Genomic DNA, 14,503 nt, shown 5'->3' with positions numbered 1-14,503 from the left:
AAATTTTGAATGAAATTGCCCAAGGTAATCCATTAAGGGTTGAGAACCGGATTAATCTTCGTGTGAGTTATCCGACTCTTTCATAACATAGCCAACACCGCGCACGGTGCGTATCAATTTGGGGTTGTCGCCTGTATCTAGTTTACTACGCAAATACCGGATGTAAACCTCGATTATATTCGACTCTCCGCCAAAATCATAGCCCCACACTTTATCATAGATTACTTCGCGAGACAGGACTTTGCGGGGGTTTTGCATAAAAAGCTGAAGTAGTTCGAATTCTTTGCTGGTAAGCTCAACTAATTGACCGTTTCGATGTACTTCGTGAGTAATCGTGTTAAGAATCACATCGGAAAATTGGATAAGCTGCTGGCTATCTCCGGGGGCAGTGCGTCGCAAATGCGCTCTGACCCGCGCCAGTAATTCGTCAAAGGCAAAAGGTTTGACGATATAATCATCCGCGCCGCTATCTAGCCCCGCTACTCGGTCGCTCACCGCATCTTTAGCGGTAAGCATTAACACCGGGGTATCGCGGATTTTACGCATTTCGCGGCAAACATCCAGACCATTTTTACCCGGCATCATCACATCAAGCAATACCAAATCGGGTACGGATTCTCTGAAAATCGTAAGGGCAGTGTCACCATCGAGGGCAGTGCGTACATTGTAACCTTCAAAGCGCAAGCCGCGTTCCAGCATATCAATTATTTCGGTATCATCATCTATGACCAGAATTTGCATTTCTACCTCCAAAATTCCCTAACTATTCACTCCCTAACCCCTTCAAGGGGGAAAAGAGAGGAAGTTGTAGCTCGTTGATATTATTACGATAAACCGACTTAATTGTTTCAACTACTCGGCGGGATTTACTGAGGGGGCCAAATGACCCGCCAGCCGTTATCCTGTTGTAATAATACCATTGCTTCAAATAGGTTGAGCTTCTGACCGCTTTGCAGCGTAATTTCAAGCTGGTAAGTAACGCTGGCACGTTTGCCTACAATTGTTGAGTCGCGATTTACCTTCAGGATTTCGGTACGTATAATTCCGCTATCTTGCTTGGCGCGAGCAAGGCGATCTCCAAAATCGCTTCGACTGATTTTCAATTGCGAGTCTCCGGTTAATAATTCATACGCTGAGCTATAATTCCCCTCACGCACCGTTTCGAGGTAGCGTTGGCATACCTCACTTGGTGTCAGGTTATCCGAGCATCCGGTCAAGAATAAGAGCAAAAGCGGTAAAAGCCAGATATTTTGACGAGATTTCATTTCAGCTTTCTTCCCAGCGCCCAACCCGGCGCGCCGATTACAATGTCTTCGGGTTTGAACCCAACCCAACCATCCCCGTTATAATCTTTTTCGCTCAAGGTTTCGGCTATTCTTCCACTAAAATCGGCTTCGCTCATTCGCTGATTGTAACCGTTCTCTCCCAAATAATCTACAATCAAACCGAGCGCAGTTTGTCCGGCATTCGGGAAGGTAGGAGTTGCGATAATTGCTGCCATATTGCCCTGAGCGTCCAGTTTTGCCACAATTTGTCGGTACAGCCCGAATATCCTATCTGAACTACTACTCACTACCTTGTTAGGTGTGCCAACCAAGAGTTGGACGGAATAGTCAAAAATAGCTCCGTTCAAGACAAGGCGCATACGTCCCCAATTAGTTTGCCCAGGCAGAATACCTGCCCCTTGCGCCGCATCGCGCTTAACGCTGATTGCCACTTTAAGTTCGCCATTACCCGAAAGATTTACAAAGCGATCGGGAATCGGCGATAGCCATAAAGGGCTTGAAAAGATGCGACCTTTAATACCGCCGTTTAGTTGTAAAGTTAAGGTTTTGGTCAGGGGCGTGCCGGTTGCTGCATCGGGCGAAGGGATTGTCCCCATCGAAATCAAGTCAAAGGAGGGCGAATTTCTGTCAAAATTGGGAGGCAAAACTTCTTCGGTTGAAAAGGAAGCAGGCAACGAGGGAAATAATAACTGGAGAGGTTGTGGCAAATAATCGCTGGTAGCAGGGTCGGTTTGAGTCTCCTGAGAATTAGAAAGGATAGGTGGTACAAATAATACAAGTAATATCAGTATCACCCATCCGGCGTATCTGGACATTCCTACCTGCTTGTGGTTGGAGTTGTGGACGGCGTTGTGCTGATTACCGGCACGCTACCGGATACAGTCGCCGCTGGCACTCGAAAAATGTAAAATTTTTGGTCGGTTACTACATAAAGTTTCTGGTTAGCTTCGTCCACCAACAGGTCTTTGATGCTATCAAACTCTTTGTTTTCAGCCCGGATTTGCTGAACAAACGCCCCGTTTGATTTCTGGTATTGCAGGATGCGCTTTTGGGTGTCTATCACGAAAATATAAGGATAATCGAAACTTCCGATTTGTAGCAGATAAGGGCTATTCAAAGCGGGACTGACCAATCCACCACTATTTAAATCAATCTGATTGGTAATTTCACCCTTGTTCTTACCGTTTGGTCTTTCCATTTGGTAAAGTACCCCCTCCGAGCTTAACCCGAAGATCCGTCCATCTACTTCCAGCGTGACAGCGCGATCCAGATTTGCGGTTTGCACTGTCTGTTCAGAAAGCCACTCGTCCGGTGTGTTACTGTATGCGCCCGATAGATAACGCAATATCTGACCGCTTCCCGGTGCAACTAGATACAGATTGCCCTGATAGGTAGCCGCCAATCTTGCCGGTTTCACCCACCCGCTTGTGCCGCCTAGCGCAACGGCGCTCCATGAATTGTGGGCGCGGTCATATATCCAAGCATTATTCGCGTCATCTATTATCAGGACGCTATCAAGGCGTTGCGTCATAAATACAGGCTTGGTTAGAGTCTTGCCGCTGGCAGTATCCCCTTGTTTCAGTATAGTTTTAATCTGACCTTGCATATCAAGTTGTAAAACCATATTGCGTCCGTTATCAAGGATAAAAACCACGTCATTTGTACTTGAAAAGAGTGCGCGGCTCATTTTAATGCCCGTCTGATTGCTCAAATCAAGGGTAACTCGAATATCTGCGGGAATGACAACTCGGTTGATGTTGTCCGATGTAACTTTCAGGGCGTTGGAGGTAATGGTAATATCTTTTAATTCAGGCTTTTCCTTACGGGCTTTATCTAGGTCAGCCTGTGCCTCGGTTATTAATTGCCTCGCTTTGGCTGGGTCGGTTATCGAAAAAGTTTGCGCTTGTATCCGCTTGGCTTCAGCTGAACGTACAAACCCTATCGCTTTGTCATTGTTACCACCCATCAAGTTGATTGCCGCAAAAACCAGAAATAAAGCTGCTACGCCCAATAATGCTATAAGCCCACCGATTATTAGGAAACGACTGAAGCGGACTTTACCCTGCCGTTCATCCTTGATATTCTCAAGAGGTGTTCCATAACCGGCTGATACGTCCAAAAATTCAGCGGGTTGTGGCGGGGTGACGGGCTGTTTACCACTTTTCTTTTTGCCGATTTCTCCAACTGGAGGTATAGCGGCGGCTTCCTCAGAGAAGGCAAAATGAGGTTTCGGCGCTTCCGGCGATTGGTAATTATGAGAGCTAAAGGCAGCTTTTTGTGTAGGCGGAACTATACCGGGCGCAGGAAATATGCCAGCTTGTTGTTTCTTAAAGTGGTCGGTTTCAGGGGAGTCGGGGCGATTTCTAAGATAGGGCGGTTTTTCCAGACCGTCCTCCTCACGTCGAATCCAAGGGTCGGCGGCAGGGTTATCATTAATCAAATTAACCAGTTCGGTTATGCTGCCCGGTTTTTGTTCGTCGGTAGGTTGCGCTTGACGTGGCGCGTTATCCACAAACTCGAAATCTTCGTTCCAGCGCACCGGAATCGCTTCAGTCGGCGATAAGCTTGATTCAAAAATATATTCTTCCTTAATCGGTTCATTTTTATCAGGGTTGAAGCGAGCGGCAAAGGCACTCATTGAAACCGCCATATTGTTCATTGCGCCTTTAATCCCGCCATCTTCGCTGCGTTTAGCGTTAGCTTCGATTCTTTCTTGCGCCGCTCGTTCCAGACTTCCCGCGCTATAATCGCCCTTCATTGAAACTGCTAGGGCATAGCCGTTCTCTATATAATGAACTCGCGCAAATTCCGAAAGATTATAAAGCGCTTCGCGGCTGTTGGAGTTGGTAAAATAGCGCTCTAGTTGGTCTTCTTCTAATGCTTGTGCCAACGAGGAGGAGCAAAGCACCAACAAGTCGCCATCGTCAAAGTAGGTGCGGTTAAAAATAGGGTCAATGGTAGCATAGCGACCTAGCGCAGGGGTATAGGAAGAATGCTTGCCGCCTATGCTAATGGGCAAAGGCTGAGTGTCACGCGGGTTTAGAGGGCGGGGACCTTTGCGATAATTATCCGGCATAGGGTAATAACTCATCTGCCCTTGATGTGCTACATAGCTCTGAGTGGGGGGCAATTGCGCTAGGAAAAGTTCGTTATTTCTCACCAAAGCCAAAGTAATACCCACTCCACGCCGTTCTGGCGGAAGTAGTGCGCTATTGCGGTTAAACAATAGTTGGTTTGCCACTTCCAGCGCATGTTTTAAGGCGCTAGTTACAGTGGCGTTCTGATTGAATTCGTAAAATTCCTTGATTATTGCCCTTTGCGTATCGCGAATTAGTTCGTAATCGCCTGAGCGCAAGGTTTGTGAAGGGTCGCGGGTTGCCTCAACTTCGGTCATTATGTAGAGCGTCCCTCGTTTTTGGATTATCGGGGGAGTCATCATAAGTTCAGCATCGAGAAGACCTTCCGCTCGGTCTCGCCGGATTCCACCGCTGATTTCTAGTTGAGTCGCTATTAACTGAAGATCACTCATTCGCCACCTACCGCAAAAACTATGTGACCGTAAAACAGGAAATAGAAAAACCCGACCCCAGCAATACTTATGTCATGTTATTAAGTGAATTATAATCAAATTTGCTAAACTTGACAACATATAAATGGGATAAATCGCGTTTTGGTATTAGATTCAATCGAATTGCTTACATTTTAGGCAAGAGCTTAGCAGGATTAATTTCAAATCTGGTTGTGGAGGAATATGAATCATCCAGATTATTGATTTAGCGCGAGGTTTTCAGGAAATCTGGTTGATTGATTCCCGCACCACTTCGAGCAAACGCTTTTCGGCGCTGGTAAGTTCTTTGTCACGCCGATATATGGCAGTAAAATTGCGGTAGCAAGCCAAGCCTTCAACCGGGATTATTTTTACCATTCCGGCTTTGATTTCGGGGGTGAGCGAAAAAATAGAAAGCATCCCCACGCCCAATCCTGTACAAACTGCCCGTTTTACAGCCTCGTTACCACCCAATTCGAGTGATATTTTTGGTTTGATACCGAGGTTTTGAAGCACCCTTTCAGCATTTAACCGAGTGGCAGAGCCTCGCTCACGCGCTACGAACAGTTGCTGTGCCAATTCTTCTGGTGTAATGCTTTTACGGTTTGCCAGTGGGTGATTTGTAGCTACAAAAACTCCGATTTCATCCTCACATAATGGCACTATCACCAACTCGTCTGACTCAATCTCGTTCCCTATGAAACCAAGGTCAAAATGGCGTTCGCTAACCCATTCTACTACTTTGGTGGAGTTGGCAATTTGCATTTCCAACTGGATAGCCGGATAGGCTGTTTTGAATAGTCCTAATGCATGCGGTAGGATACATTCTGCCACAGTAGTGCTGGAAGCAATGGTGAGACGACCAATCGCCAATCCCTTTAAATCTTCAATTGCACGTTCAAGCTCATTGGCTTGCGCGAAAATCTGTTGGGCGTAGCGTTGGATGAGCTTGCCTGCTTCGGTCAGATACATGATTTTGCTGCCACGCTCGAAAAGCTGGAGGGCAAGTTCCTTTTCAAATTCCTTGACTTGGGCTGAAACGGCAGGTTGGCTGATTGATAGCTTTTCTGCTGCTCTGGAGAAACTGCCACATTGAGCAACTACGTAAAAAAGACGAAGCTGGTGAAAGTTCAAGATTCAATTTCCCCCTACGTATTTTTGACGGTGAATAGCTATAATTATAATCTCTAGTTATAGCACATGCAAATTAATTTAATACACTTTATATTTGCATCTATTTTCAGGAGAAATTATGGTACAAAAAAGCGAGGGCTTGATTTGAAATTTCTTTTATCTTGCCTCTCGCCTTTTCATAAAAAGTCTCAATACGTGGTTTTAGATTCCATCCCGCCGCAAGTGCGCCAATTGCTGTTTGCGCCGTTGTGCCTCCTCGTGATTTTGCAAAACTAGCGCAACCGTACCGTACAAACCTACATCATCCCCTAAATCAGTTGGTACTATCGGCACATTCTCCCGGAAAGCGGGCATCGCTCGTCGGTTTACTTCGGCGCGTAACGGCTCGAATATAAGGTCGCCCACTTGTGAAACGCCCCCACCTATTACCACAATTTCGGGATTAAAGAGATGCAAAATGTTGGTAATACCTACTCCCAGATATACCGCCGTCTCGTGCAAGAGTTCAAGAGCGGCTTCATCACCCAGTTTGGCGGCTTTTTCCACCATTACGGCATTTACCGAGTCCAGCTTATGGTTGGCTAATTCCCGTAAAAGGGTTGGGCGATTGGTGGCAAGTAGGGCAAGCGCACGCTTGCGAATGGCAGTACCGCTGGCTAATGCTTCAAAGCAACCGATATTCCCGCAATTGCAAACGGGTCCATCAAGCTTGATGGTCATATGCCCGATTTCTCCGGCTGCTCCCCTTGACCCATGAATAATATTGCCATCTTCGATTATTCCACCGCCAATTCCGGTACTAACGGTGATATATACCAGATAGCGGTAATCTTTGCCTGCGCCAAAGGTGTATTCGCCCAATGCCGCCAGATTTGCGTCATTGCCGAGATAAACCGGCAAACCGAGTTTGGCTTCGATTAAATCGCGTAAAGGCACATCTGTCCAGCCCGGCAAGTTTGGAGGTGAAAATACCACCCCGATGCGAGGGTTTAGCGGTCCCGGCGCGCCGATTCCAATTGCTAGAACTTCTCCGGGGGTGGATTTGCTCATAACTTTATTTATTACCGCTACGATATTATCTATAACGGCATCTAGACCTTTATCTGCTTGTGTTGGGCGGTCAGTTCTAGCCAGTAGTTTCCCGGTTCCATCTGCCAGAACTGCTCTTACCTTAGTTCCACCCAAATCCACTCCAACAATATTCATGTTTATACACCACTTTTATGTAACTAATGAGAATTTTCGCTACCGGATTCAATTTGTGAGATGGCTATGTCTGTATGCGGGCTACCTGCACGTTTATTCGTGCCTAAGTAGGCATAGCATACCATAAACAAACTTAACAGAAAACATATTATTGCTCCATAACAGAAAACTTTTGCCATGCGCGTTGTTAAACCCAACTGATCCAGCGAAAGCGAGCGGATAACATTGTTATCAGGATTCCAAAATAGCTCAAAATGCGCTCTTATAGGCGAGTAAGCCGGAATAAAAATATAATTGGCATCCCAACCAGGTAGATAGTGGGTTATATTGCCTAGATGTGTATTGAAGTTTACCGTAACGCCAAGCATTTGCACAAATAGCGACAATGGAAACAAGCCTACAAAGAGAATAGCTACCCATTTACGGTTGTTTTCAAGCAACGTACCTAGACAGATTATAGCAAAGGGTAGAACCGGCACCATAAAGCGCGGTCCCCAGCTAAATCCGCCATACCACGCCCACCACGCCCCATAATATACCAGCGTTATCAGTATTATTGCGCCGAAGAAGAATGTTTCTGGGCGAAAACGTTTTGAAAACGGGCGCAGCGCAAAAGGAACAGCTATCAGTATCGGGGAATAGAGAAACACGCTTTTCCCGGTGCTGAATAATAAACCCCATAGTCCTTCCCAAATGGGTGTAGTGAAGCCTTCTCCCTCGTAGCCGCTGCTGAGAGGGTTGCCGAAACGCATCTGGTTAAAAATAGCGGTAAGAGCAAAGGAAGGAAATACCGCTACGCCGAATACCAGACCGTACTTTATAAAATCGCGGGGGCGTTTTGTGCAAATAAGCCATAGGTATAAAGCAAAAGCGGGCAGTAGCGCAATTCCTGAAACTCTTGTCAGGATAGCGTAGCCGAAAGCTAGTCCCGCTGTAATTAAATACAGGTATCTTTGCCAGTTATGCGTTGCTTCTTTGAACTGTAACAAGGTGTAGGCAGCCAATAAAGTACAGAAACAAAATAGCGGCTCGCTGAAAAAGAAATGTGAATAAGGCAATGCGCTCGTACCAAGCCCGTATAATAACGCCAAACCTATGCTAATTTTGACCGAACGATAGAGCTTTCGGGCGATGAGATAAACTAGCCATGCCGTGAGAGCGGTTGCCAGTAGCGGTAGCAATGTGACTGCAAAATGCGCGATTGGCTCATCCCACTTTTCGCGCATAAAGTTGAACCAGAGCCACTTGCCAAAACGGAAAAAGAGCGAAGCTAACAGCGGCTGTCCCAACCCGTATTTACTGTAATAAAGCCCATCGCTTCCCTGAATGATTTGGGAAAGACCGGGCGTAGCGGGTTGGTCTATGCGATTACGCAGGGCGATTTCGCGGGCGGTTTGGTACATCACCTCGCCATCGCTGATGAAGAAGTCAAATGCGTTTGTCAGGAAATAAAACGCGGAAATGCCGATTAATAACCACAAACCGGGAGAGGTCGCCCATTTCCAGAGCTTCAGAGCTAATTTTGAGTTAGGGGTAATAGTGGCTATCATTCCAACCGGAGAATCGCTTTAAAGGACATATTTTTCCATCTCTCCCCAGTTCAAGCCGTATTTGATGTCCACTTTTAGTGGTACGCTTAGTTGTACATCTTCTTCAACCGTTTCCATATGGGTGTGAACCAATGCCGCCAACTCTGATAATTCACTTTCAGGCGCTTCAAATACCAATTCGTCATGCACTTGAAGCAGCAATTTAGCGCGTAGCTTTTGGTTTTTCAGCGCGTCCCAGACACGCCGCATCGCAATTTTAACAATGTCCGCAGCCGTACCTTGTACCGGCATATTAATCGCAGCGCGTTCGGCTTCTTTTCTGAGAATAGGGTTTCCGGCGTTTAATTCGGGCATATAGCGCCGCCGTCCGAATAGGGTTTGCACAAAGCCGGTTTTGCGTGCCTCTTCGGGTGTACTTTCCAGATAATGCCATACGCTTGGATATTTCGCTTTATAATTCTCGATAAATGCGGCAGCTTCTTGGTATGTGATATTAATTTGCTGAGTGAGTCCGAACGCGCTCAACCCGTAGATTATGCCAAAGTTGACGGTTTTTGCAACCCTCCGCATATCGTCAGTAACCTGCTCTTCCGGTATTCCAAAAACATCGGCGGCAGTAGCGCGATGAATATCTTTGTTGGCAAGGAAGGCGCTAGTTAGACGCTCATCTCCGGTCAGATGCGCCAGCAAGCGCAGTTCGATTTGGCTGTAATCGGCAGAAACCAGAATAGCTTTGTCGTTGCCGAACAGTCGCTTATTGCTGAAGTTATCGGCAATAAAGGCGCGTCTTACTTCTCGCCCAATTTCGGTACGAATCGGGATATTTTGCAGGTTGGGGTTATTGCTACTCATGCGTCCGCTACTCGCCCCAATTTGCTGGAAAGAGGTATGCACCCGCCCGGTTTCCAAATTGAGCAACAAAGGCAGGCTGTCCACGTAGGTTGATTTCAGCTTGCCGAATTGCCGATACTCCAGCACCAAATCCACGACAGCATGCGCCCCACGCAACGTATCCAACGTTTTTTTATCGGTTGAGAACTTTTTAGTGGCGGTTTTCTTGCCTACTTGCAAACCCAATTCTTCAAATAAAACCTTGCCGAGTTGGTCAGGCGAATTGATATTGAACTGATGACCCACTTCGTTGTATATATTCTTTTCCAGTTCGCTAATTTTCTGGTAAAGGCTGGTGGAAAGTGTACCAAGACGAGCGGTATCCAGTGCGACTCCCACCAACTCCATTCCGGTCAGCACCGGAATCAGCGGCATCTCTATTTCGTGAAAGACTTTTCCCAGCTTGTTTAGGCTCAAATCCTTTTCAAAGACAGCTACTAATTTCAGGGTGTTATCCGCATCTGCGGCGGCATATTGCCCTGCGGTCTCAATCGGTATTCGATCCATCGTAGTTTGGTTCTTGCCGCTGCCTATCAGGGCATCAATACGGGTCATTTCCACGCCCAACTCTTCAAACGCTAGGTCTTTGAGGCGTGCGGAAGTTTTCCCTGCTACCTGCGCTGCCAGCATCGTATCGAAATTTATATCGAGTCTTTCCAACGCCATGCCATGCCGTTGCAAAACAGCCAAATCATACTTGGCGTGATGGGCAATCTTGCGGATGTGGCTATCGTTGAAAAGCTCTTCTAGTACAGGGCGCATTTCCTCCCATTCGAGTTGTTCAGGCAATAGCTCGAATACTGCGCTAGAAACCGCTTTTACATGTCCTATCGGGATGTAATAGCTTTCGTCAGGAGCAGGCGCGATAGATACGCCTACCAGATTTGCCCTCATAGGGTCTTCGCTGGTGGTTTCAGTATCAAAGGAAAGCACGCCGGTTTGCCTAACCCGCTCCACCAACTTTGCCAATGCGCCGCTATCTCTGACTAGCTTGTACTTCCCTTCTGTTTCGGGTTGAGTTTCCGGCGTTTCAGTCTTCACCTCAGCCATATCCCAAAGGTTTAGCTGCTCGTTTTTCTTTGAAACTTTCGCGCTGGGTTTTACAATAGCCGGAATATCAGGCAAACGGTTTAGCAGGCTACGAAACTCGACTTCCCGGAAAATAGCAACTACCCGGTCGCGATCCATTTGATGTGCTTGCGCCATATCAAGGTCAAGTTTTATCGGCACTTCGGTGACGATGGTTGCTAAATACTTGCTCTTTAGCGCTTGTTCCCGAAATGTCTCCAACGCTGTTTGTACTTTAGGCGGCTTTACCTCAGCTAGATGCTCATAGATATTTTCAAGATGCCCGTACAGGTTAATCAGTTTACGGGCGGTTACTTCACCTAGACCGGGGATACCCGGAATATTATCGCTTTTATCTCCGGTGATGGCTTTATAATCGGGAATATATTCCGGACCAAAAGTGTACTTTTCCCTAACCTTTTCTAGGTCAAAGTAACGTACATCGCTGAAGCGGGCTTTTGGACCTGCTCCCGGCAATGCAGCGTGGGTATGCTTGTTGACCAATTGCAGTAGGTCGTTATCTCCGGTGATAATCAGCACTTCCAAGCCCATCATTTCAGCCTGACGCGCCAAAGTACCGATAACATCGTCCGCCTCAAAACCTATAGCTTCGTAGATTGAAATGCCTAAAGCTTCGACAATTTCGCGGATACGGGCGAGTTGACCGCGCAAATCTTCCAGCATTTCGCTCCGATTTGCTTTATATTCGACATAATCATCGTGACGGAAAGTGCGTCCGGTATCAAAAGCCATCACGATATACTGGGGCAATTCGCGTCTTAGCACCTCCAGCAGCATCGAAGTGAAACCGAAGGTAGCATTGGTCAATTCACCCCGCGAAGTTACTAATCCGGGTGGTACCGCGTGATAAGCCCTGAATATCAAGCCGAAGCCGTCAATCAGCATCAAGCGGGGTTTATTACTCTGGCTGCTCATATATCTTTTCTTGCCTTTTTAGAAAGATTATTAGAAAGATTAAAGGAGCTTTTCAGGAAGCCTGATTATACCAGAAAAACTGGCATTTCTGTTCAGGCTTACTTGAATTAGGCATTGTGGCTATACCTAAATAGGTCTTTAGTCCAATAACAGATACTATATCTACTGATAAAATAAAAGTGGAAGCGAAATAAAAATATTTTGCAACCATAATTGAGAAAAGTTAAAATTTTGCGCGGCTCAACCGCCATCTTTTTCTTAATTAGTTATCCTCTCAAATCTCCTACTACTACTAACACTAACGAAACCAACCATCGAGCCGCTGCTGGCGAGCATAGCGGCTCGAAACATTTTATACTACTCTCTCGGAGAGAGCCAAAATAAAACAGGGTGTTAGATTTACCCCGTTTGTGCAACCTATTAAAAGACCGGCATTATTTGCTCAGAATTATTGCGGTAGTGGTGTATGCCGGGAAAACGTAGTTGAAAGCTGAACCGGATACCGCCAATGGTACGGGCTTTATATTCGCCACACTTCCCGCCACATTCATCGCATCTATAGATACTCCATTTATGGTAACAGGCGCTTTGAGGCTGTCTCCAGAAATATCTGTTGGCTTTGCGCTGTTCATATGGTAAACGCTGCCTGAGCTTGCGCTGAACCCGGCGATATTAATCGGAGCAGTAATATCCGAACCAGTTAGGTTGGTAACCATCAGTTTCAGCTTGGAAGGGTCAGCCGAGTCACGTGATGCCCAGATAGAAATATTTGCAGTATCAAAACTGCTCGATTCTACCATTTGATTCCCGAAATAGTTGGCGTACATTAAATAGGCGTAATATGCAGGGCGGACATAGATATGCGAAGGGCTATCGCCATTATCAGGATATATCATCGAATAGCCCTGAGTGGCATAGCCTTCCCATCGTGTGACAAAATTAACCCCGTTATAACTCAACCGTCCCAAAACGTCTGCTGTCCACAAAGCGTTAAGGAAATTACCGTTCATCGGGTTGTCGTAATTACAAGCGTCAAAGTTTAGCTCAGTTATTCCTTGCGGAATCGCGCCTTTGGTCAAATCTTTTGTAATACGTGGAGGAAAGACATCTGCTTGCTTTCTGGAGTAATTATTACGCCAAGAGTTCTCGGCTATGCCCGCCCAAGTATAGCGGGTCAAGTCTGCGAGGTCACTGCTGTTGCAAGCTTGATACCAATGGTATGACAAAGCCTGTATTTTCGCTCCTTTGGGGCTGGTCATCGCATAAGGCTTGGTCAAATATTCCGATAGGCTTGTTATTTTGTCACTATAGTTCTGGCGGGTGGCTTCATAGGGCGAAGCTACGCCGGAAGCAATTATCTGGATGGAGGGATCTACAGCCAGCATCGCATCGAGGTACTCGCCGGCATATTTTGAATACTCGTCGGGATTCGGACCATCTTTCGCCGCGTCAAGCTCATTGCCCAATTCCCAGTATTTAAATCCGTAGTTGTGTTCCACATTGGCGTACTTAACCATGTCTGCCCACATCGCCGGATCGCTGGTAAAAATATTAACTTCAATCATAACATCCGCGCCTACAGCTTTTGCCAGTTTTGCAACGCTATCAATTTCATCGGGGTTGTACTGGAAAGAATAGGGACCATTTTTCCCATCGGGCCAGTCGTTATATGGAGTTCGCTTTTGGTTGCGATCCCAGCCTACCGAATTACTCCAGTTACCACCGGCATAGCGAATAAGCCCAACATTGGCAGCTTTAAGCGCTTGCGCTAGTCCAGGCACTTCATTGGGATAGGGCTTGCCCCAGCTATGCTCCCAGTTTACGAAGTTTACGCCCAACATCTTGTTGGAAAAGGTGTTTTTATCTACTCCGAAATTTACGTTTAACGCTTTTCCAGCCGGAACTGCCTGTGTTGGTTGGGATGTGGCAGTAGCAGGAGGCGTAATTATGGGGCTGTTGTTGAGAGTGTAGCGCCATTTATAATAGTGCTGTCCTACGTTCCCCATCTCCACTTTAAAACCTACGGAATTGGTAGGAGTATAGGTTAGAACTCTGCGCTCAAATAATTGCACCAGCACTACTCTGTCAATGCCTGCTACCTGTGTCGAAACCCAATAAGGCTCGGTTACAGGGCGACCGAGAACGTAAGTTGGGTTTCCATAGAAAATAGAACCGTTTAGATACGCGCTACCGCTCCACACCTTCCCAACGCTTTTACCGTAATCCACAAAAACATCGGCGATAGTATGCTGTGTTACATCATCGTAACCGCTTATTGTACGAGTTTCCGGCGGGTTGATATTGCTAATATTTCCGGTTTTATCAATACTGGAGGTTATGGTACTACCGTTTGAAGAAGGCTTACCGTTCTGGTTTCCAAAAATAGTTATTACATTTCTAAAACTGGCATATGTTGGCGCATTTGGGTTAGCCGTACCATCGTTGGGGTCACCAGCAACCTGTACCATGCTGGGTGGAAGTTGGACAAAGGTTTCATCACCATCTTGGCGCAACCCTGTAACCAGTTCCTTTACCAGCAACCCGGTAGTTACGTAGAATAGGTCGTTCTTGTTACCCGCCGGATTATTGATTTCCATGCGGGCTTTTTCAAAATACGCAACTTTACGGAAGTTGCCATTATATGACTCGCCTGTAATAGACTCGCTGCCTACAACCACAGGTCCCCAAGTATAACCGCGCCCTGTCTCGGCTTGCTCAAATATGGCTTTATCCAAGGCGTTCCAAGATTTTTCAAAAGCTGGATCAGTGAAAGATAACGTGGCTAAAACAGGTTTCCACAAAAGCAAGCCCACTAGCAGCGCAATAACCACAAATCCTAGACCAAATACCCCCGGTATTAACAGTTTTTTCATTTTGCTCCTATA

General features: G+C 46.5%; 9 protein-coding genes. All 9 read right to left on the bottom strand.

All coding sequences use genetic code 11. From position 1 onward, the window contains the following. Positions 1 to 51: 51 nt before the first annotated feature. Positions 52 to 741, bottom strand: coding sequence for a response regulator transcription factor (locus WCK19_RS04010; protein ID WP_342396074.1), 690 nt, complete (start codon positions 739 to 741; stop codon positions 52 to 54). 125 nt (positions 742 to 866) lie between these two features. Beyond that, positions 867 to 1,265 carry an NTF2-like N-terminal transpeptidase domain-containing protein gene (locus tag WCK19_RS04005; protein WP_342396073.1) on the bottom strand — a complete coding sequence of 133 codons (399 nt, stop codon included), beginning with the start codon at positions 1,263 to 1,265 and terminating at the stop codon, positions 867 to 869. Next, entirely contained in the window at positions 1,262 to 2,101 is an 840-nt protein-coding gene (locus tag WCK19_RS04000; RefSeq protein ID WP_342396072.1) for a hypothetical protein, read from the bottom strand. The genes WCK19_RS04005 and WCK19_RS04000 overlap by 4 nt, the downstream gene beginning before the upstream one ends. 2 nt (positions 2,102 to 2,103) lie before the next feature. After that, positions 2,104 to 4,815, bottom strand: coding sequence for a hypothetical protein (locus tag WCK19_RS03995; RefSeq protein WP_342396071.1), 2,712 nt, complete (start codon positions 4,813 to 4,815; stop codon positions 2,104 to 2,106). A 258-nt stretch (positions 4,816 to 5,073) separates the two neighbouring features. Then, on the bottom strand, positions 5,074 to 5,967 hold the full coding sequence (locus tag WCK19_RS03990; RefSeq protein ID WP_342396070.1) for a LysR family transcriptional regulator: 894 nt from the start codon (positions 5,965 to 5,967) through the stop codon (positions 5,074 to 5,076). A 201-nt stretch (positions 5,968 to 6,168) separates the two neighbouring features. Continuing rightward, complete coding sequence (locus WCK19_RS03985) at positions 6,169 to 7,173, bottom strand: ROK family protein (RefSeq protein ID WP_342396069.1); 1,005 nt, start codon at positions 7,171 to 7,173, stop codon at positions 6,169 to 6,171. A gap of 23 nt (positions 7,174 to 7,196) precedes the next feature. Further along, positions 7,197 to 8,723, bottom strand: coding sequence for a phospholipid carrier-dependent glycosyltransferase (locus WCK19_RS03980; RefSeq protein ID WP_342396068.1), 1,527 nt, complete (start codon positions 8,721 to 8,723; stop codon positions 7,197 to 7,199). Between the two features lie 18 nt (positions 8,724 to 8,741). Next, positions 8,742 to 11,618, bottom strand: coding sequence for a DNA polymerase I (gene polA, locus WCK19_RS03975; protein ID WP_342396067.1), 2,877 nt, complete (start codon positions 11,616 to 11,618; stop codon positions 8,742 to 8,744). A 434-nt stretch (positions 11,619 to 12,052) separates the two neighbouring features. Beyond that, positions 12,053 to 14,491, bottom strand: coding sequence for a hypothetical protein (locus tag WCK19_RS03970; protein WP_342396066.1), 2,439 nt, complete (start codon positions 14,489 to 14,491; stop codon positions 12,053 to 12,055). Between the last annotated feature and the right edge of the window lie 12 nt (positions 14,492 to 14,503).

The organism is Candidatus Chlorohelix sp. (assembly GCF_037138995.1).
Taxonomy (GTDB): domain Bacteria; phylum Chloroflexota; class Chloroflexia; order Chloroheliales; family Chloroheliaceae; genus Chlorohelix.
The sequence above is the reverse complement of the archived record's forward strand: the minus strand, read 5'-3'. Positions and strand labels throughout refer to the sequence as shown.